Below are 19,626 nucleotides of genomic sequence, written 5' to 3' on the forward strand. Positions count from 1 at the left end.
GTCGGGCCACCTGCTAAACATGCCTATGCGCCAAGCCTTCGCCGTCCTGTTCGCGGTGCCGCTGCTGCTGCTCACCGGCTGCGCGGAGCCGGACGAACCCGCCGAACCCGGCGTTTTGACCGTCGGCACAACGGAACCCGCGAGCCTGCTGCCCGCGGACCTGCGCGATGAGGCCGGCCGGATGGTGACCGGCGCGTTGTGGTCACCGCTGGTGGACTACCAACCGGCGACCGGCGAGGTCACGCCGCGGGCCGCGGAGTCGGTCACCAGCGAGGACCAGGTGACCTGGACGATTCGGCTGCGCGCCGGGCAGGCGTTCCACGACGGCTCGCCGGTGACCGCTTCGTCCTATGTGCACACCTGGGACGCGGTCTCCGGTCAGCCGTGGGCCAGTTCCACGCTGCTTCGCAAGACTCTTCGGCCGAAGGAAATCACCGCCCCGGACGAGCAGACCATCCGGCTGGTCCTGGACCGGCCGTTCGCCCAGGTGCCCGCCGTGCTCGCGGCCCCGGCGCTGTACCCGCTGCCCGCCTCGGTGCTCGAGTCCCGGGACTGGGCGGGGTTCGCGGCGAACCCGGTGGGCAACGGGCCGTTCCGGATGGCGGAGCCGTGGCGTCCGGGCACCGGAGGGCGGCTGGTGCGGGTGGCCGAAGCGCCGGGCAAGGCCAGGGAGATCCGGCTGCGGATCACCGACCCCACCGGGCAGTACGACCGGGTGCGGGACGGTGGTCTGGACCTGGCCACCGCGGTGCCGGGTGAACGGCACGACGCCATGCATCAGGACTTCGCCGAGCGGCACGTGATGTGGCCGCTCCCGGAGGCGACCTATCTGGCCTTTCCCTCCGCCGACGGCCGGTTCCAGAACGCCACCGCCCGGTACGCGGTGTCCATGGCGGTGGACCGCGCGGCGCTGGAGGCCGGCCCGCTCGGGCGTCAGGTGGACCCGGCCCGGTCGATGCTGCCCCCGGCGGTGGCGCCCGGCGAGCGGTCCGGCACCTGCCGGCCGTGCACGCACGACGCGGCGGCGGCGAAGTCGCTGCTCGGCCAGGTGCCGTTCACCGGCCCGCTGACCGTGTTCCACGACCAGGGCCAGGAAGGGTGGGCCGGTGCGCTGGCCGGGCAGGTCCGGGACGCGCTCGGCATCGAGATCACCGCGGCGCCGCGGCCGGCGGGCGGGCCCGCGCCGGGGCCGTTCACCGTGACGGTCCCGCTGACCGCGCCCGGCCCGCACGAGTTGCTCGCCACCGTGGCGGAAGCGGCGGGGTACTCCGATGCGGGTTTCGCCCAGCTGCTCGCCGGCGCCGACGCCGCGAAAGGCCAGGAGGAGAGCGCGCAGCGGTACCGGCTGGCGGAGAACCAGCTGCTGCGCGACCTGCCGGTGACGCCGCTGTGGTCGGGGCACGGGCACGCGGTCTGGTCTGGGCGGGTGCACGACGTCACCGCAACGCCGTTCCGGGGTGTGGAGCTGGCAGCGGTGTCTGTCTGAAGCCTGCACCTCTCACGCCTAAGCTTCGCGCGACAGCTCGCGCGAGGAGAGTGCACGTGATTGGCGAACGCATCCGGGACCTGCGGACGGTCCGGTCGATGACGGTGACCGAGCTGGCCAAGTCGGCCGAGGTCTCGGTCGGGCTGATCAGCCAGGTCGAGCGCGGGATCACCGACCCGAGCCTGGAAACGCTGCGGCGGATCGCCAGGGCGCTGGACACCCCGCTGTTCAGCCTGTTCCAGGAGGACTCCGGGGAGCGGGTCGCGGTGGTGCGCAAGAACGCCAGGGTGGCGGTGCGCTCCCCGAAGGGCGGGATCACCTACCACCGGCTGTCCTCGGGCAGCGGCAAGGTCGAGGTGCTGGAGGGCAGGCTGGAGCCGGGCGCGGCCTCGTCGCCGCAGCCGTGGAGCCATCCCTCGGACGAGTGCGTGGTGGTGCTGGCCGGGCGGATGGTGCTCGAGGTGGACGGCGAGCGGCACGACCTCGGCCCCGGCGACAGCGCCAGCTTCGACTCCCGGCTGCCGCACCGCTACCGCAACGAGACGGCCAAACCGGCCAGGTTCCTGCTCTCGGTCACTCCACCGAGCTACTAGGGCCTGTCCTGTCGATCATGGGAGCCAGGTATCGGGCGGTATGAACCTCTGCGACGATGTGGCCGGTGGGCTGGGAGGCACTCAAGCGGTGGGGTGATGACGTCGTTCGCGTCGAACCGCTGACTGGCGGAGTTGGCGTCAACGAGGTGTGGAGCGTGCGCGTCAACGGGCACCTCGCAGTCGGTCGTCTCGGCCAACGCAGTGACGCTGATCTCGCGTGGGAGACCGACCTGCTGCGACACCTCGACCGTGCAGGGATGCCGGTGCCGGTGCCGATCCCGACCATGGACGGCCGGCACTTCGCCGACGGTCTGGTGCTGATGACCTACGTGGAGGGCGGACCGCCCGAGACCGAAGCCGACTGGCGTCGCGTCGCCGAGACACTCCGCCGGTTGCATCGGTTCACGCACGGCTGGCCCCAACGCCCGGGCTGGCGATCGTCGACCGACCTCCTGCACGCCGAGACCGGAACGAAGGTCGACCTCGGCGCGATGCCGCCAGAGGGCGTCGTTCGATGCCGAGCGGCGTGGGCGCGAGTCACCGGTCGCACCACGTGCGTCGTCCACGGTGACCCCAACCCGCGCAACATCCGCATGACCGCGGATCGCGTCGCGATGATCGACTGGGACGAGTCGCACGTCGACATCGCCGACCTCGACCTGGCGCTACCGCACAACGCCGCCGGTCTCAACGACGAGGCGTACGACAGCGCCGCGCAAGCGCGGGCCGCCTGGGAAGCCGCCGTGTGCTGGGACCCCAGCGGGACCGACCAGTTCGCAGTCAAGCGGCTCGCCGAAGTTCGGGCGGTCTGAGCAGCAGCGAACGAACGCCGCCTAAAGATCGCCAGGACACGCCCTAGAAAGGAGCTGGACGAACCGCTAGGTGGTGTGTGGCCTTCGCCAGAGTGGCAGCATTCGCGGTCGCGGGTGCGGGTGAAGCGGTCGAGGGCTGCGGGTGGCCGGTAGTGGTTGTGGCCGGCATCCATGGGGAAGACTCGTGACCGGCTTGGTCACGATCCGGTGTTAGGTCGCGTCCAGGTTGTCGCCGATTTCCTTGGCCGGTCGGGCGGGGATGGGGCCGGTGCCGGCGGGTTCGGCGGGGTTGTCGTTCAACCTGGCCAGGGTGGCGAAGTCGGCATAGTGGGTACACACCGGCCTTCGGGTTACGCGATGTGCCGCGTTCGCGGAGGCACCGGTCGGCGAGCACGTCGGCCCGAAGCTGGTCCAGTGTGCGAGGTTCGCCCTTGACCTTGAGGGTGCGTGCTTCACGATCGGTACGGGCATAGATCGCGGTGCCGACTTCCACCGGCACATCGACAATCAGGGTGGACATGCCTTTGCCTTGGTGCACCAGTTCAACTTTCCGGCCCAGGCGGCGGCGCCGGGTCCGGGCGGCGTATCCATTCGGGTCGATTCGGGCGACCGCGCGGTTCACGGCTCGCCGTAGTCCGGAGGGGTTTTTGCCCGCCAGCCGGTCGCCCATCACGGCGTCGACTTCACGCGCCTTCTCATCGGACAACACCGCCGTGGCATCAGAGATCTTCGAGGCTTTGTACGAGTCGATGACCCCGGATTCCATGGCCTGCAACGTGTTCGGCAACCGAGTCGCCAACGCCCCGGCCAACGCGATCTGCTTACCGGCCATGTTCTCCGTCACCGCCAGCCCCAGCGCCAACTTCGCCGGCACCCCTCTGGTTCTTTCTTCAATCTCATTCAACCGCGCTATCAACCGGAGCTGTGCCGCCTCCAACCGGCACTTCTGCTCCTGAATAACCTGAATGTCCTTCAACAACTCACAAGCCTTGTCAGTGTCCATACCCACAACCCTATCGGCGACCCCCGACAAAACCGGGCACCCGAGCCCGCCCGCGAGGAAGGCGGGCCCGAAACCCAACCACTCGAAGCTTGACTAAGCCCCCACCCCACTTTAGCGTGACTGAAAGAGATTCAGCCGTACTAGAGCAAGGCGGTGCCGGTTGGCCACTCCGAAACTGACCGCCGCCCAGTTCCGGGACTGCTTCCCGCCCCTGTCCGACTCCGTCCACCTGGCCAGCTGCAGCCAGGGGGCGCTTTCCGGTGAGCTGACCGCGGCGCTGGCCGAGCTGACCCACGACCTGCGCCGGCACGGCGCGCCGTGGCAGCGCTGGATGGCCGAGGTGGAGCGGGCAAGGCAGGGCGTCGCCGAGCTGATCAACGCGTCTCCCGCAGAGATCGCCGTGGTGTCCTGCGCTTCGGAGGGCGCCTACCAGGTGGCGTCGACACTCGACTGGTCCGAGCGGCCGCGGGTGGTCACCACGGACATGGAGTTCCCGTCCATCGGCCACGTCTGGCTCGGCCAGTCCGCCCGCGGCGCGGAGCCGGTGCACCTTCCCGAGACCGGCGCCGGGGTGGACGCCGAAGACCTGCTCGGCGCCATCGACGAGCGGACCGCGCTGGTGTCGGTGCCGATCGCGTCCTACCGCAACGGGGCGCGGCTGCCGGTGCGGGAAGCGGTGGCGCGGGCGCGGCGGCTCGGCGCCCGCAGCTTCGTGGACGCGTACCAGGCGGCCGGGGTGCTCCCGGTGGACGTGCGCGAGCTGGGCTGCGACTACCTGGTCACCGGCGCGCTGAAGTACCTGCTCGGCCTGCCCGGAATCGCCTTCCTGTACGTCAGGTCCGGCCTCACCGACCAGGTGCCGCCACAGCTGACCGGCTGGTTCGGCCGCCGCGACCCGTTCGCCTTCGACCCGAGGCGGCTCGACTTCCCCGCCGAGGCGCGCAGGTTCGAGACCGGCACCCCGGCGATCCCGGCGGCCTACGCCGCGAACGCCGGCCTGCGCTTACTGTCCAGAGTGGACATACGACGGGTGGAACGGCACGTGGACGAGCTGGCGGTGGAGCTGACCGGGCGGCTGCGGGAGGCGGGCGAGCGGGTATGGGCGCCCGCCGGGCCCACGCTCGGGCCCCAGGTCGCGCTGGCCGACGACGACCCGAACCGGCTGGCGGACTTCCTCGCCGACCGCCGCGTGTTCGCCGCCGCCCGCGGCCAGGTGCTGCGCTTTTCCTTCCACTACTACAACAACTCCGCCGACATCGACGCGCTCTGCACCGCGCTCGCCGACTACCGGTCCTTACGCTGACGACGCCGGGAGACGAAGTGGTAGGCGACCACGAGCACCGCGAAGTACGGCAGTCCGGCCATCCACGCGGTGTCCAGCCCGTCCACGAAGACGGTGGACACCAGGATGGCGGCCAGGAACAGCGCGGCCAGCATCGAGGTCCACGGCGCACCCCACAGCCGCACCCGCCCCACCGGCAGCCCGGCCGCCTTCCTGGTGCGGCGGAACGCCCAGTGCGTGACGAGGATCAGGATCCAGACCACCAGTGCGCCGAACACCGACACCCCGAACAGCGCCAGGTAGGCGGCGTTCTGCTGGCGCACCGAAAGCACCGCGGCCAGCGCCAGTCCGGCCGCGGACAGCAGCAGCGCGTTGCGCGGCACGCCCGAACCGCTGAGCCTGCCGAGCCACTTCGGCGCGTAGCCGTCCGCGGAAAGCGAGTGCAGCATCCGCGTGACCAGGTACATGTTCGTGTTGGCGCTGGACAGCGCGGCGGTCACCACCACGAAGTTGAGCACGGTCGCGGCCGCCGGGATACCGGCCCCGGCGAACACCTTCACGAACGGGCTCGCGGTGATCCCGCCGCCGGCCGCGATCTCGGGCCACGGCACCACGGTCAGCACCACCGCGATGGCCAGCACGTAGAACAGGGTAAGCCGGAGCACCATCCGGCGGGCCGCCTTCGGGATGTCCCGCACCGGGTTCTCCGACTCCGCCGCGGTCACCGCGACCACCTCCGTGCCGAGGTAGCTGAACAGCACGAACACCATGGCCAGGAACAGCCCGGACAGCCCGTTCGGCAGGAAGCCACCGTGCGCGGTCAGGTTGGCCAGCCCGGTGGCCGGCGCTTCCGGCAGCCCGACCGTGATCAGCACCAGGCCGAGCAGCACGAACACCACGATCGCGACGACCTTGATCATCGCCAGCCAGTACTCCATGGTGCCGAACAGCCGCACCACCGCCGCGTTCGCGCCGAGCACCACCAGGGAGAACACCACCACCGGCAGCCACAGCGGCAGGTCCGGCCACCAGAACTGCACGTAGATCCCGGCCGCGACCACCTCGCCGCCGATCGCGATGATCTGGATCGAGCCGTAGGTCCAGCGCTGCACGAACCCGGCCAGCGGGCCGAGATAGCGCTGCGCGATGGCACCGAAGGAACCGGCCTCCGGATGCACCACCACCATCTCGGCCAGCGCCCAGGCGAGCACGAACGCGGCCAGCGCGCAGGCGACGTAGGCCAGGATGGTGGCCGGGCCTGCCTGGGAGATGGCCAGCCCGGAGCCGAGGAACAGCCCGGTGCCGATCGCGCCGCCGAGCCCGATCATGGACAGCTGCCGTCCGGTCAGCAGCCGGCGCAGGCCGGTCGTCCGCGCAGGTCCGACCTCGGTAGTGTCCTCAGTGGACATCAAGCTCTCTCCCCGTCGAGCCGGTCACCCGATCGGCGCTGGCTCCGCCGAAACCGGCCTGTTTCACTTGCCCTAAAAGATTTGAGGCAGTCTGCGACCATGGCCCGCGACTGTCAATGTCTTCGGGAGCGCCACCAGGAGGGTTGTTCATGCCCGTGCTGACCGATCTGCTCGCCGCGCTCGGCGCTGGACGGGTCGAGGTCGTCGACCTGACCTCGCCGTTGAGCCAGGACACCCCGGTGCTGCAGCTGCCGGCGCCGTTCGCGAACACGATCTCGTTCCGGCTGGAGGAGCTCAGCCACTACGACGACCGGGGCCCCGCCTGGTACTGGAACGACATCCACACCGGTGAGCACACCGGCACCCACTTCGACGCGCCGGTGCACTGGGTGACCGGCCGCGAGGGTGAGGACGTCGCGCAGGTGGCGCCCGGCAAGCTGATCGCACCCGCCGTGGTGCTCGACTTCGCCGACATCGCCGACGGCGATCCGGACTTCCTGCTCGGCGTGGAGCACGTGCGGGCCTGGGAGTCCGAGCACGGGCCGCTGCCGGACGGCGGCTGGCTGCTCTACCGCACCGGCTGGGACGCACACGCCGCAAGTCAGGACGAGTTCCTCAACGATGGGCACAGTCCCGGCATTTCGGTCGAATGCGCCCGCTGGCTGGCCGAAGAGACTTCGATCCTCGGGCTCGGAGTGGAGACGGTCGGCACCGACGCCGGTGCCGCGCCGGGGTTCGAACCGCCGTTCCCCTGCCATTCCTTCCTGCTCGGCGCCGGGAAGTACGGGCTGACCCAGCTGCGGAACCTGGCCGCGCTGCCGCCGACCGGGGTGCTGCTGGTCGCCACCCCGCTGCCGATCGTCGGCGGCTCCGGCAGCCCGGCCCGCGTGCTCGCGCTGGTGGAGCGGTGAGCACCGGCACGGTCGCCGAGCTCGTCGGTCGCACGCTGACCGGGCTCGGCGTGCGCCAGGTGTTCGGCGTGGTGGGCAGCGGCAACTTCCACTTCACCAACGCGCTGGTGGCCGGCGGCGCGCGGTTCGTGGCGGCAAGGCACGAATGCGGCGCCGCCACCATGGCCGACGCCTTCGCCAGGACCAGCGACCAGGTCGGCGTGCTTTCGGTGCACCAGGGACCCGGCCTGACCAACGCGATGACCGGGATCGCCGAAGCCGCGAAGAGCCGCACCCCGTTGCTCGTGCTGAGCGCGGAAGTGACCTCGCCGCTCTCGAACTTCGCGGTGGACCAGGAGGCACTGGCCACCGCGGTCGGCGCGGTCGCCGAGCGGGTGCACTCCGCGGCGACGGCGGAAAGGGATCTGCGGCAGGCGTTCCGGCGGGCCGGCCGCGAACGTCGCACGGTGCTGCTCAACCTGCCGCTGGACGTGCTGGCCGCACCCGCCGAGCCGGCGGGTACCCCGGTGCGCGCAGAGCCGCCCCGGCAGCCGCTGGCGCCCGAGTCCCGCACCGAGCTGGCGGAGCTGATCGCTTCCGCGGAACGGCCGGTGTTCATCGCCGGGCGCGGCGCACGGGGAGCCCGCAGCGAACTCGAACGGCTCGCGGACGACTGCGGCGCGCTGCTCGCCACCTCCGCCGTCGCGAACGGCCTGTTCCGGGGAAACCCTTGGGCGCTGGGCATTTCCGGCGGTTTCGCGACACCACTGGCGGTGCAGCTGATCGCCGGCGCGGACCTGGTGATCGGCTGGGGCTGCGCGCTGAACAACTGGACCACCCGGCACGGCGCGCTGATCGGCGAGTCGGCCGCGCTGGTGCAGGTGGACCTCGAACCGGACGCCATCGGTGCGCATCGCCCGGTCACGCTCGGCGTGGTCGGCGACGTGGCGGAGACCGCGTCGGCGATGTCCACGGCGGTGTCCACGGCATTGGACGGCCGCACCCTGACCGGCTACCGCGACGAGAAGCTGGCCGCCCGGATCGCCGGTGAGGGCCGCTGGCCGTTGCTGCCGTTCACCGAAGAGTCCGGCCCCGGCACGATCGACCCGCGCACCCTGTCCGCCGCGCTGGACGAGCTGCTGCCCGCCGAGCGGGTCCTCGCGGTGGACTCCGGCAACTTCATGGGCTACCCGAGCGGCTACCTCGCGGTGCCGGACGAGCGCGGGTTCTGCTTCACCCAGGCGTTCCAGTCGATCGGACTCGGCCTTGCCACCGCGGTCGGCGCGGCGCTGGCCCAGCCGGACCGGCTGCCGGTGGCGGCGCTCGGTGACGGGGGCGCGCTGATGAGCGTGGCCGAGCTGGAGACGGTGGCGCGGCTCGGGTTGCCGATGGTGATCGTGGTGTACAACGACGCGGGCTACGGCGCCGAAGTGCACCATTTCGGCCCGGCCGGGCACGCGCTGGACACCGTGCGCTTCCCCGACACCGATTTCGCCGCCATCGCGAAGGGATTCGGCTGCGCCGGGCTGACCGTGCGAACCCGCGCGGACCTGGCCGGGCTGACTGAATGGCTGGCCGGCCCCAGGGACCGGCCGCTGCTGATCGACGCCAAGGTGGACGGCCGACGGCCATCCTGGTGGCTCGAAGATGCGTTTCGCGGGCACTAAGGACGACCGTTGAGGAGGACCGGATGTGTGAGCACCACCCCCGCAGGACCTCGATCACCAGGGCGCAGTTCCTGAAGCTGGCCGGTGCCGCGTTCGCCGCGCCCGCCGTGCTGGGCGCGTGCAGCCCCGAACCCGCGGCCACCGGGGAACGCCTGCTGCTCGACAACGTCCGCGGCTACACGATCGCCGGCGGCGGCCTGCGCCGGTTCGCCAGCCTGCTGGTCGCCGCGGATGGCCGGGTGGAGGCGCTGGATCCCGGCAACACCGGGGGCGCCAGGCGGATCGACGGGCGCGGGCGGGTCTGCCTGCCGGGGCTGCATGACGCGCACGGGCACATCTGGGAGCTGGGCGCCAAGGCGACCGAGCTCAACCTGTCCGGTACCCGGTCACTGGACGAGGCGATGGGCGCGCTCCAGCGTTACGCCGCCGAACATCCGGACCAGCAGTGGATCAAGGGGCGCGGCTGGAACGAGGTGGTGTGGGGACTGGGCAGGCTGCCCACCGCCGCCGACCTCGACCGGGTGGTCAGCGACCGGCCGGTGTGGCTGGAGCGGGTGGACGGGCACGCGGCGGTGACCAACAGCGCCGGCCTGCGGGCCGCGGGCGTCACCGCGGACACCCCCGATCCCGACGGCGGCCAGATCGTGCGCGGCGCGGACGGGCAGCCGGCCGGGGTCTTCGTGGACGCCGCGACCGACCTGCTGGACGAGCACCTCCCGCCGCTCGGCGAACAGGACCACCGGCAGCACCTGGAGGCCGTGCAGCGGCTGCTGAACAAGGTCGGGCTCACGTCGGCCAGCGACGCCGGCGCGGAGGCGGACCAGGTCGCGGTCCTGCGCAAGGAAGCCGACGCGGGCACGCTTTCCGTGCGCTTCAACGAGTTCCTGTCCTGGGACGCGTTCAGCGAGGTCGGCGCGGACGTGCGGACCGACTCGGTGGCGAACGACCTGCTGCGCATCCGCACGGTGAAGCTGTACGTGGACGGCGCGCTGGGCAGCCGCGGCGCCGCGCTGATCGACCCGTATCTCGACGCGCCGGACACCCGCGGCCTGCCGCAGCTGTCCGCCGAGGAGCTCAACGAGCAGGTGCGGAGCATCATCGACGGCGGGTACCAGTGCGCGGTGCACGCGATCGGCGACCTCGGCAACCGCATGGTGCTCGACGCGTACGAGCGGGCGCTGGGCGACGGGCCGTCCCAGCTGCGGCACCGGGTCGAGCACGTGCAGGTGGTCGCGCCATCGGACATCCCCCGGTTCAAGAAGCTCGGCCTGATCGCGTCGATGCAGCCGGTGCACGCGACCGACGACATGAACATGGCGGAGGACCGGGTCGGCCCCGACCGCATCGCCGGCGCCTACGCCTGGCGCAGCTTCCTCGACCAGGGCACCGTGATCGCCGCCGGCTCGGACTTCCCGGTGTCTTCGGAGAACCCCTTCGACGGCCTGCACGCCGCGGTAACCCGCACCGACCGCGAAGGCAAACCGGCGGGTGGCTGGTACCCGAAACAGGCGATGACGATCGTGGAGGCGGTGCGGGCATTCACCCTGGACGCCGCGTACGCCGCGCACCAGGAGCACGTGCTCGGCTCGCTGGAACCGGGCAAGTGGGCCGACTTCATCCTGCTCGACCAGGACCCGTTCGCCCCCGAACCCGGCCGCGCGCTGTGGCAGACCGGCGTGCTGCAAACCTGGGTCGGCGGCCGCCGGGTCGGCGACTACGGCACCCTCTGAGTCACCAGTGCGACCGGATTTCCTGTCTCAGATATTTCCCTGCGACCAGCGGGGCAATGATCACGAGAAAACGTTTCAAATCCGGCGCTAATCCGAACAATGGTCGGCGATTAACCAACCTAAAACCTCGGAACCAAAACAATCATGGCCAAGCTTCACTCATTTGGAGGAGTGTTTGGCCGCACATCCACCCCTAGAGTCCCTGATCGGTAAGCCCTGGGGAATTGAGCAAACTCGACTTCGAGCCGCATCATCATCGGCTCAATACCAATACTAGATCATTTAACGACTTTCACACCTGCCGGGGCCGGAAACCCGGGGAACGCCGCACAGCCGCGCGCGATGAACGCCACGGCCTTCGAAGGGGGTTCGCATGAAAGTCCTGCTCGTCAATCCCAATGTGCTGACGCCGGAAGTGTTCCCCGCCGGGATGGAGTACACGGCGGAGCACCTGATCCGCGAAGACCGGCACGACATCTCGATCCTCGACATGAACGTCTCCGACGAGATCGACGCTTCGGTCCGGCATCAGGACCTGGTCCTGATGGGCGTGCGCAACGTGGACAGCGGCATGGACAACGAGGCACCCGAACTGCCCCTGATCCGCTCGATCGTCGAACGCTTCCGACAGGTCTACACCGGGCCGATCGGCATCGCCGGGTCCGCGGTCAACCTGAGCCCGGAGGGTGTGCGCGATTACCTCGGCATCGAATACGCCTTGGTATCCAAGGGTTTCGGCGCGGTCGACCAGTTGCTCGCCAACCTGGACAAGGACGTCGTCCCGCCCGGCATCATCCGTGACTACTCGCGCTGCGTCGGCGGCGAGTTCGAGCGCAACGTGATCGACAAGGCGTTCTACCTGAAGGACGGCGGCCGGATCGGCGTGGCCACCAAGTTCGGCTGCCCCTTCCGCTGCCAGCACTGCGACTATCCGGCGATCGACGGACGGGTGATCACCATGCGCCCGCCGCAGGAGGTCGTCGAGGAAGTGCGCAATCTGCACCGGGCCGGGGTGGACAAGATCTTCTTCGCCGACGCCCAGTTCAACCTCCCGGTCAAGCACGCCATCGCGATCCTCGAAGGACTGCTCGACGAGGACCTGAACGAAGTGGACTGGGACGGCTTCATCAACCCGCACAAGGCGGCGTTCAACGAGCGCCTCGCGCACCTGTACAAACGCTTCGGCAAGGAGCAGGTGCACTTCGGCATCGACAGCCTGTCCAACCGGGTGCTGCGCGAGCTGCGCAAAGGGTTCACCGTCGACGACGTCCGCAACGCGGTGCGGATGTGCCGCGAGCACGACATGGAGGTGAGCTGCAGCCTGCTCTTCGGCAGCCCGTCGGAGACGCTCGAGTCCGTGCGGGAGACCTTCCAACACATCGACGAGATCGGCTTCAACTATGTGGACGTGAGCCCCCGGATCCGCATCTACCCGGAGACTCCGCTCTACGAAATCGCGGTCGAGCAGGGCATCGTGCCCGCCGGCGACCCGCTGCTGCACCCGGTGTTCTACCCGGTGGCCCGCGAGGTGCTGGAGACCGTCTTCGAGATGTCCGACGCGCGGCCGGAATGTCACGCGGCCGGGCTGGTCCAGTACTTCTCGTTCGACGAGATCCACCTTCCGACCGAGGGCCTGAAGGCCACCGGCGGGGCGGCGTTGCGGGAGCAGACCGCGATCCGGGTCAAGACGGTGATGGCCAGGATTCTCGACCTGGCCGTGTCACCCGAGCAGATCCAGGACGACCAGTCGCTCTACACCTCGGTGATCGGGCTGGACTCGATCGGGCTGCTGCAGGTACTGGTGGCGCTCGAAGCCGAGTTCGCCTGCCACATCGACGACGAGGACGTGATGGCCGCGGACCTCAAGGACGTCGCCAGCCTGGTACGGCTCGTCGAGGACAAACTCGCCGGTGAAAGATGACAGCCTCCTCGAAGACCGCGAACACCATGCCGCGCACCCAGTTCCTGCTCGGGGCGGACGACGTGCCGACGCATTGGTACAACATCCTCGCCGATCTCCCCTTCCCAGTGCCCCATGAGCGGCGGGCGCGCGCCGACGGCACGTCCAACGGGCAGCGCCTGGTGCCGCAGCTCCCGCTATCGCTGTACCGGAGCAGCGTCAGCCTCGAGCCCCGCATCGAGATCCCCGAGCCCGTGCGGGACGAGTACCGCCGCTGGCGGCCGACCCCGCTCTACCGGGCCTGGCACCTGGAACGGCTGCTCGACACCCCGGCTCGCATCTACTACAAGTACGAAGGCGCCAGCCCGGCCGGCAGCCACAAGCTGAACACCGCCGTGGCACAGGCATACTTCTACCGCCGAGCGGGCATCGAACACGTCACCACCGGCACCGGTGCCGGCCAGTGGGGCACCGCGCTCGCCATGGCCTGCCAGAGCTTCGGCCTCGGCTGCACCGCGTACATGGTGCGGTGCAGCCATACCCAGAAACCGTACCGCCACCTGTTGATATCGGCGCACGGCGCGGACGTGGTCGCCAGTCCCAGCACCCGTACCGAGGTCGGCAGGGCGGCGCTGGCACGGGACCCGGACACCGACGGCAGCCTGGCCATCGCCAACGCCGAGGCGATCGAGCAGGCCCGCGGCGGGGACTCCTGCCGGTTCTCGGTCGGCAGCGGCGAGAACCACGTGCTGCTGCACCAGACGGTCATCGGTGAGGAGGCGCTGCTCCAGATGGAGCTGACCGGCGACTTTCCGGACGTGGTGATCGGCTGCATGGGCGCGGGCAGCAACTTCGCCGGGCTGGCGTTCCCGTTCTACCGCGAGAAGATCCGCCGCGGGCTGGCCACTCGGCTGGTCGCGGTGGAGCCGGAAGCCTGCCCGAAGCTGACCCGGGGCATCTACGCGTGGGACTACAACGACTTCTCCGGCGTCACGCCGATGACCAAGACCTACACCCTCGGGCACCGGTTCGTCTCCGCCGGCATCCACGCCGGCGGGCTGCGCTACCACGCGGCCGCGCCGATCGTGAGCGCGATGTACCACCACGGCGCGATCGAAGCCGTGGCCTATCCGCAGCGCGCGGTCTTCGAAGCCGGTCTTCGGTTCATCCGCAGCGAAAAAACGGTGCCCGCGCCGGAGTCGGCGCACGCCATCCGATGCGCGGTCGACGAGGCGCTACGGGCTCGCGAGGAGGGCAGGCCGACGGTGATCCTGTTCAACCTCAGCGGACACGGCCTGCTCGACCTTTCGGCCTACGAGCAGTACCTGAGCGGGCAGATGCAGGACTGCGCCGCCACCGACGAGCAGGTACACCGGTCGCTGGCCACCATCCCCGCCGCGGAACGCGAGTGAGGAGATGGACTTCACCTGGAGCGAGGCGCAGTCGGCGCTGTACCAGCGGCTGCGGACGATGGCGGCCCGTGAGCTCGCCGAGGACGTGGTCGGCCGTGACCAGGCACAGGAGTTCTCACCGGGCGGCTGGAAGCGGTGCGCCGCCGAGGGCGTGCTGGGCCTGCCCATCCCGCCGGAGTACGGCGGCCTCGGCTGCGACCCGGTGACCTGCGCGCTCGCGTTGGAGGGCCTCGGCTACGGCTGCCGCGACAACGGCCTGCTGATGTCGGTAGGCGCGCACGTGTGGGCGGTCGAGGTGCCGATCTGGCTGTTCGGGTCGGCCGAGCAGAAGCAGCGGCTGCTGCCGGAGCTCTGCGCGGGCCGGATGATCGGCGCACACGCCATCACCGAGCCGGAGTCGGGATCCGACGCGCTGTCGCTGAGTACGCACGCCCGGAGCGGCGACGGATGCTACGTGCTGAACGGGCGAAAACGCTTCGTCACCAACGGTCCGATCGCGGACGTCATGATCGTGTACGCGACCATCGACCCGGACCTCGGCTTCACCGGCGTCACCGCCTTCCTGGTGACACGAGACCAGCCTGGCCTGCGGATCGAGCCCGGCCCGCCGAAAGCCGGATTGCGCACGGCGCCATGGGCGGAGCTCGTCCTGGAGAACTGCGAGGTGCCGATCGACCGCCGGCTGGGCGCGGAAAAGCAGGGCCGGACCATCTTCGCCACCACCATGGCCTGGGAGCGCGCACTGATCCTGGCTCCGCTGCTGGGCGCGATGCAGCGTCAGATCGACGACTGCCTCCGGTTCGCCCAGCGGCGCCGGCAGTTCGGCCGCCGGATCGGCAGCTTTCAGTCGGTGGCCCACGCCATCGCCGACATGCAGGTGCGGCTGGAGTCCGCCCGGCTGCTGACCTACCGGGCGGCCGCCGAGCTCGACGGCACCGCGGGCGGCTCGATGTTCCCCGAGATGGCGAAGCTGCAGACCAGCGAGGCGGCGGTGCAGACCTTCATGGCGGCACTGGAGATCCACGGCGGGCACGGCTACACGGTCGACGCCGAGATCGAACGCGACCTGCGGGACGCGCTCGGCACCCGGATCTCCTCCGGCACGTCCGCGATGCAGCGCACCGTCATCGCCGGGAAGCTCGGCCTGCGGCAAGGGAGCACGCCGTGACCGATCCGGGTGACACCCTCTGCGACTACCTGGAAGCGGCCGCCCGGCGCTGCCCCGACGCGGTCGCCGTCCGGTTCAGGGACCGCTCGATCAGCTACCGCGAGCTGGCCGAGCAGAGTGACGGGCTGGCCGGGACGCTGGCCGACGCGGGCGTCGGCACCGGCGATCGCGTGGGCATCTGGTCGACCAAGTCGATCGAGTCCGTGGTGGCCGTGCACGCCGTGCTGAAGCTGGGCGCCGCCTACGTCCCGATCGACCCGATCGCGCCGGTCAAGCGCGCGACCTACCTGCTCCGCGACTGCGGGGTCCGCGCGCTGGTGACGACCCGGGAACACCAGGAGCTGCTCGATGACCACGCGCTGTCCGAACTCGGCCTGTCGCTGGTGGTACTGGCGGACTGCCGAGTCGCGCCGGCTCCGGCCCGGCCGGTCCGTCGCCTCGGCTGGTCCGAGGCGACGGCGACCAGGAAGGGCACCGGACCGCGGATCGGGCCCGTACCGGAGGATCTCGCCTACATCCTGTACACGTCGGGCTCCACCGGCGCGCCCAAGGGCGTCATGCTTTCGCATCGGAACGGCCGGGTTTTCGCCGACTGGGCGCTGCGGCGCTTCGGGGTCACCGGGGACGACCGGCTGGCCGGCCACGCGCCGCTGCACTTCGACCTCTCGATCTTCGACCTGTTCGCCGCGGCAGGCGCCGGCGCCTGCCTCGTCCTGGTCCCGGAGCACCGGCAGAGCCTCGGCCAGGCGCTCAACCGGTTCGTGCTCGAGGAGCGCATCACGATCTGGTACTCGGTGCCGAACGTGCTGACCAGGATGCTCGCCGCCGCCAACGAGTCGCCACTGGCGCGGTCCGCCCTCCGGGTCGTGCTCTTCGCCGGCGAGGTGTTCCCGATCAAGCACCTGCGGCGGCTCCGCCGTGCTGTGCCGGACGCCGACCTGTACAACCTGTACGGCCCGACCGAGACGAACGTGTGCACGTTCCACCAGGTCGGCGATGCAGACCTGGAGCCGGACCGGACGCGGCCGGTGCCCATTGGCCGGGGCTGCGACTACGCCACCACCGTGCTCGTCGACGAGTCCGGGAAAGTGCTCGACGGCACCGAGGTCGAGGGCGAGCTCTGCGTCGGCGGCGACTCCGTCATGCTCGGCTATTGGGGTGACCAGGCCAAGACCCGCGAACGGCTGGTCCTCCTGCCCGGAACCGACCGCTTCGACGACAGGGGCCCGGTCTACCGCACCGGGGACGTCGTGCGTCGGGACGCTCGGGGCGATCTGGTGTTCGTCGGACGGCGCGACCACATGGTCAAGATCCGGGGCTACCGGGTCGAGCTCGGCGAGATCGAAGCCGTGCTGCTCGGACACGCCGACGTCGGGGAGGCGGCGGTCGTCGCGGTGCCGGAGTCCGACGGGACGCTCCGGCTGGAGGCCTGCGTCCGCTCGCGGGCCGCGAGCGGCCCCACCGAGCCGGAGCTGCGCCGGCACTGCCTGGAGGCACTGCCCCGTTACCTGCTGCCCGCGCGAATCCACCTGCTTGAGTCGCTGCCATTGACCTCGACCGGCAAGATCGACCGGCCGGCACTGACCACGGCGCTCGAAGCGCCGGCGGGCCCGCGTCCATGATCTCCACGACGCCGGGGGGCTCCCGGCCGGACGCCGGGGAAACCACCGTGGTGACCGAAACCTGGTTCAGCGCGGCGCTGAACCGGACCAAACGGGTCAACATCCTGCTGCCGCCGGACTACGCCACCGGCCGGCACCGCTATCCCGTGCTGTACCTGCTGCACGGTTATGGGGGCAACCGGGACACCTGGCTGCGCAACACGGCGCTGCCGCAGTGCGTTCGGTGGCTGGACCTGATCGTGGTGCTGCCGGAGAGCGGCCGCCGCTGGTTCATCAACGACCACGAGGGGCACCGGTACGAGGACTACCTGGTGCACGAGCTGGTCCCACTGGTCGATCGCAACTTCCGGAGCACGCCGGACCGCGCCGGGCGCGCCGTCGCCGGTTTCTCCATGGGCGGCGCGGCCGCGGTGTTCCAGGCCCTGCGGCACCAGACGACCTTCTCCGCCGCCGCCGGCCTCGGCGGTGCCTTCGAAGCACCACTGCGGATGGGCGACCCCTACGCCGCCCACCGCGGCGACCCCGGACTGCTGATGCCCACGGTCGAGAGCCACGAACGCGTGTGGGGCGAGCCGGGCAGCCCGACCAGGCAGACCTACTCGCCCTACCGGCTCCTCGACCGCTACGACCGGAGCACGCCGATCGCGTTCTACCTCGGGGTAGGCACGGAGGATTACGGCCGCGTGCTGCGGATGAACCGGACCATGCACGGGGCGCTGCGGGAGCGCGGGATCGTCCACGAGTACCACGAGTGCCCCGGCGGGCACGACTGGGATTTCGTGACGCGCGCCCTGCCTGCCACCCTGGAGTTCCTGAGCCGCCACCTGACACCGGCGCGGCCGGGAGGAACGGACGAGCCGTGACACCGACAATGGTCGCCTTCGTGCCGGCCGCCGCCCTGCTCGTGATCACCCCGGGCCCGGACATGGCGCTGGTCACGAAGAACGCGCTCACCCGGGGGAAACGGGCCGCGCTGGCCACCGCCCTCGGCATCGAAGCCGGGCTGCTGGTGTGGACCTGCGCGTCGGTGCTGGGCATCGTCGCGGTGCTCCGCTCCTCGGAAGTCGCGTTCACCGTCCTGAAGCTGGCCGGCGCCGCCTATCTCGTCTACCTGGGGGTGACCGCGTTCCTGTCACTGCGGTCCGCGCCGAGCGAAGCGGAACCCGACGGCCGGTCACCGGCGCCGCGGGGTTCCCCGTTCCGTCAGGGACTGCTCAGCAACGTCTTCAACCCCAAGATCGCGATCTTCTTCACCAGCTTCATCCCGCAGTTCGTGGCTCCCGGGCCTTCCGCCGTGGCGGAGTCGGTGCTGCTGGCGGGCATCTTCATCGTGATGGGCCTGATCTGGCTGGCCTCCTACGCGCTGTTCGCCAGCACCGCCAGCGAGTTCCTGCGCCGGCCCAGGATCCACCGGGTGCTCACCGTGGCCACCGGCTGCGTCCTGATCGCCTTCGGGATCGGACTGGCGATCGGCATGCGCTGAACGTCCCCCACCCCTGCACCAGCGCGAGGCGTCAGGAAGGGGTGTGGGGGATCAGGCGCGGCATGACCGGCAGGCCGGCCTCCCGCCAGCCGGCGAACCCGCCGATCACGTCCTTGACGTCGGCCAGCCCGAGCAGGCTCATCACCTGGTCGGCGGCCAGGCTGGAGGTGTAGCCCTCGTTGCAGATCAGCACGATCTCGCGGCCGGTGTCGCCGGCGGCCAGTTCCTTGAGCCGCCACGGGCCGCTGACGTCCAGCCGCCACTCCAGCACGTGCCGGGAGACCGCGACCGCGCCGGGGATCTCCCCGAACCGCAGCCGGTACTCCAGCGGCCGCAGGTCCACCAGCAGCGCGCCGTTCTCCACCGCGCGCACGGCCTCCTCGGGGCGGTACCGGTGGACGCGTTCCCGCGCCTCGGCCAGCCGCCGCGAGATCACGTCCGCGGTCACTGGTGCGCCGCCCTGGTCCGTGCCGCCGCCGCTTCCAGGTCGCCGGTATCGGGTTCCGGGTTGTCGCAAGGGATTTCGCGGAGGTGATGCGGCCCCGACGGCAGCCAGCAGTAGAAGTTCATCCTGCTCAGCGGCCGCGAGTAGGCGTGCACGGTGACCGCCGGCTCGGTGGCGATGTTGACCAGGTTGTGCAGGTACTCGGGGCCGAAGGCGACGCTGTCGCCGGCCCGGTGCGCCCGGGTCCGCAGCCCGTCACCCCGCAGATCACCGTGGTCCTCGACCAGGTTCCCGCTGGCCACGCTGAACGCGCCGACACTGCCGCCGTGGTCGTGCAGCAGGGTGTCCTGGCCCAGTTCCCAGCAGATCAGCCAGATTTCGAAATCGTCATCCCGGTGCAGCCGGGTGAAATAGCGTTCGGTGAGATCGAAGCGCACCTGCCCGGACCACAGTTCGGGCCTGGCCGCGATCTCCGACACGGTCCGGCGCAAGGCGGCCGGCCGCACGCGCCGGCCCTGCGCCGACGCTTCGAAGTCTTCCGGGCGTGGACACAGTCCGGCCCGGGAAAGGTTCAGTGTTCGCAATGTCTGCACGAGACAAGCTCCTCCGCTTGAACCCGCGATGTGGCCGTACGCGAGCAGACGCCCTCGCCGCACCCCATCGTCGGATCTTCTCGTTCGGGCGGCCCCGCCTCGAATCCGGCGAACTTCGCCGGGCCCGCTGC

General features: G+C 70.5%; 17 protein-coding genes. 13 read left to right on the top strand and 4 right to left on the bottom strand.

Annotated features, from left to right (window positions below; genetic code table 11):
* Positions 1-25 precede the first annotated feature (25 nt).
* From AMYNI_RS0105790 to AMYNI_RS0105800, 3 genes are read left to right on the top strand one after another with little or no spacing between them, the layout of a single operon-like run.
* Positions 26-1,486, top strand: a complete 1,461-nt coding sequence (locus AMYNI_RS0105790; RefSeq protein ID WP_020667038.1) for a peptide ABC transporter substrate-binding protein — start codon at positions 26-28, stop codon at positions 1,484-1,486.
* A 56-nt stretch (positions 1,487-1,542) separates the two neighbouring features.
* Complete coding sequence (locus AMYNI_RS0105795) at positions 1,543-2,079, top strand: helix-turn-helix domain-containing protein (protein WP_020667039.1); 537 nt, start codon at positions 1,543-1,545, stop codon at positions 2,077-2,079.
* Between the two features lie 56 nt (positions 2,080-2,135).
* Positions 2,136-2,891: a phosphotransferase enzyme family protein gene (locus AMYNI_RS0105800; protein WP_020667040.1), complete on the top strand. Its 756-nt coding sequence runs from the start codon at positions 2,136-2,138 to the stop codon at positions 2,889-2,891.
* 43 nt (positions 2,892-2,934) lie between these two features.
* On the opposite strand, the gene AMYNI_RS43685 is transcribed toward AMYNI_RS0105800, so the two are convergent.
* Positions 2,935-3,894 (bottom strand): DUF222 domain-containing protein, encoded by a 960-nt coding sequence (locus tag AMYNI_RS43685; protein ID WP_245573881.1) that lies wholly within the window; start codon positions 3,892-3,894, stop codon positions 2,935-2,937.
* A gap of 160 nt (positions 3,895-4,054) precedes the next feature.
* Between AMYNI_RS43685 and AMYNI_RS0105815 the strand changes: the two genes are divergently transcribed.
* Positions 4,055-5,197, top strand: coding sequence for an aminotransferase class V-fold PLP-dependent enzyme (locus AMYNI_RS0105815; protein ID WP_020667043.1), 1,143 nt, complete (start codon positions 4,055-4,057; stop codon positions 5,195-5,197).
* Here AMYNI_RS0105815 and AMYNI_RS0105820 read toward each other — a convergent pair.
* Entirely contained in the window at positions 5,179-6,585 is a 1,407-nt protein-coding gene (locus AMYNI_RS0105820; RefSeq protein WP_020667044.1) for an amino acid permease, read from the bottom strand. The two genes, AMYNI_RS0105815 and AMYNI_RS0105820, sit on opposite strands and share 19 nt — an antisense overlap.
* Positions 6,586-6,734: 149 nt before the next feature.
* Between AMYNI_RS0105820 and AMYNI_RS0105825 the strand changes: the two genes are divergently transcribed.
* The 9 genes from AMYNI_RS0105825 (at position 6,735) to AMYNI_RS0105865 (ending at position 18,457) form a co-directional block, all read left to right on the top strand.
* Complete coding sequence (locus tag AMYNI_RS0105825) at positions 6,735-7,496, top strand: cyclase family protein (RefSeq protein WP_020667045.1); 762 nt, start codon at positions 6,735-6,737, stop codon at positions 7,494-7,496.
* The gene (locus AMYNI_RS0105830) at positions 7,493-9,142 is read left to right on the top strand and encodes a thiamine pyrophosphate-binding protein (protein ID WP_020667046.1); all 1,650 of its coding nucleotides are present in this window, start codon (positions 7,493-7,495) and stop codon (positions 9,140-9,142) included. The genes AMYNI_RS0105825 and AMYNI_RS0105830 overlap by 4 nt, the downstream gene beginning before the upstream one ends.
* A 23-nt stretch (positions 9,143-9,165) precedes the next feature.
* Entirely contained in the window at positions 9,166-10,872 is a 1,707-nt protein-coding gene (locus tag AMYNI_RS0105835; protein WP_020667047.1) for an amidohydrolase, read from the top strand.
* A gap of 373 nt (positions 10,873-11,245) precedes the next feature.
* Positions 11,246-12,793, top strand: coding sequence for a radical SAM protein (locus AMYNI_RS0105840; RefSeq protein WP_020667048.1), 1,548 nt, complete (start codon positions 11,246-11,248; stop codon positions 12,791-12,793).
* The gene (locus AMYNI_RS0105845) at positions 12,790-14,184 is read left to right on the top strand and encodes a TrpB-like pyridoxal phosphate-dependent enzyme (RefSeq protein WP_020667049.1); all 1,395 of its coding nucleotides are present in this window, start codon (positions 12,790-12,792) and stop codon (positions 14,182-14,184) included. The genes AMYNI_RS0105840 and AMYNI_RS0105845 overlap by 4 nt, the downstream gene beginning before the upstream one ends.
* Positions 14,185-14,188: 4 nt before the next feature.
* Complete coding sequence (locus AMYNI_RS0105850; protein ID WP_020667050.1) at positions 14,189-15,352, top strand: acyl-CoA dehydrogenase family protein; 1,164 nt, start codon at positions 14,189-14,191, stop codon at positions 15,350-15,352.
* Positions 15,349-16,974 (top strand): amino acid adenylation domain-containing protein, encoded by a 1,626-nt coding sequence (locus AMYNI_RS43690; RefSeq protein ID WP_020667051.1) that lies wholly within the window; start codon positions 15,349-15,351, stop codon positions 16,972-16,974. Before AMYNI_RS0105850 ends, AMYNI_RS43690 begins: the two co-directional genes overlap by 4 nt.
* Complete coding sequence (locus AMYNI_RS0105860; RefSeq protein ID WP_020667052.1) at positions 16,971-17,837, top strand: alpha/beta hydrolase; 867 nt, start codon at positions 16,971-16,973, stop codon at positions 17,835-17,837. Before AMYNI_RS43690 ends, AMYNI_RS0105860 begins: the two co-directional genes overlap by 4 nt.
* Positions 17,834-18,457, top strand: a complete 624-nt coding sequence (locus AMYNI_RS0105865; protein ID WP_157357263.1) for a LysE family translocator — start codon at positions 17,834-17,836, stop codon at positions 18,455-18,457. The genes AMYNI_RS0105860 and AMYNI_RS0105865 overlap by 4 nt, the downstream gene beginning before the upstream one ends.
* A gap of 31 nt (positions 18,458-18,488) precedes the next feature.
* On the opposite strand, the gene AMYNI_RS0105870 is transcribed toward AMYNI_RS0105865, so the two are convergent.
* Both AMYNI_RS0105870 and AMYNI_RS43695 read right to left on the bottom strand, forming a co-directional pair.
* A complete protein-coding gene (locus tag AMYNI_RS0105870) occupies positions 18,489-18,905 on the bottom strand; it encodes a rhodanese-like domain-containing protein (RefSeq protein WP_020667054.1) in 417 nt (138 codons plus the stop codon).
* Positions 18,902-19,495: a cysteine dioxygenase gene (locus tag AMYNI_RS43695; RefSeq protein ID WP_169515703.1), complete on the bottom strand. Its 594-nt coding sequence runs from the start codon at positions 19,493-19,495 to the stop codon at positions 18,902-18,904. The genes AMYNI_RS0105870 and AMYNI_RS43695 overlap by 4 nt, the downstream gene beginning before the upstream one ends.
* Positions 19,496-19,626 lie beyond the last annotated feature (131 nt).

The sequence above is a fragment of the Amycolatopsis nigrescens CSC17Ta-90 genome, from assembly GCF_000384315.1.
Taxonomy (GTDB): domain Bacteria; phylum Actinomycetota; class Actinomycetes; order Mycobacteriales; family Pseudonocardiaceae; genus Amycolatopsis; species Amycolatopsis nigrescens.

Coding starts and splice junctions, on each gene's coding strand:
- AMYNI_RS0105800 (WP_020667040.1), top strand. CDS start 2,136: ATGTGGCCGGTGGGCTGGGAGGCACTCAAGCGGTGGGGTGATGACGTC.
- AMYNI_RS0105850 (WP_020667050.1), top strand. CDS start 14,189: ATGGACTTCACCTGGAGCGAGGCGCAGTCGGCGCTGTACCAGCGGCTG.
- AMYNI_RS0105840 (WP_020667048.1), top strand. CDS start 11,246: ATGAAAGTCCTGCTCGTCAATCCCAATGTGCTGACGCCGGAAGTGTTC.
- AMYNI_RS0105790 (WP_020667038.1), top strand. CDS start 26: ATGCGCCAAGCCTTCGCCGTCCTGTTCGCGGTGCCGCTGCTGCTGCTC.
- AMYNI_RS0105820 (WP_020667044.1), bottom strand. CDS start 6,585: ATGTCCACTGAGGACACTACCGAGGTCGGACCTGCGCGGACGACCGGC.
- AMYNI_RS43685 (WP_245573881.1), bottom strand. CDS start 3,894: ATGGACACTGACAAGGCTTGTGAGTTGTTGAAGGACATTCAGGTTATT.
- AMYNI_RS0105835 (WP_020667047.1), top strand. CDS start 9,166: ATGTGTGAGCACCACCCCCGCAGGACCTCGATCACCAGGGCGCAGTTC.
- AMYNI_RS0105860 (WP_020667052.1), top strand. CDS start 16,971: ATGATCTCCACGACGCCGGGGGGCTCCCGGCCGGACGCCGGGGAAACC.
- AMYNI_RS0105825 (WP_020667045.1), top strand. CDS start 6,735: ATGCCCGTGCTGACCGATCTGCTCGCCGCGCTCGGCGCTGGACGGGTC.
- AMYNI_RS0105845 (WP_020667049.1), top strand. CDS start 12,790: ATGACAGCCTCCTCGAAGACCGCGAACACCATGCCGCGCACCCAGTTC.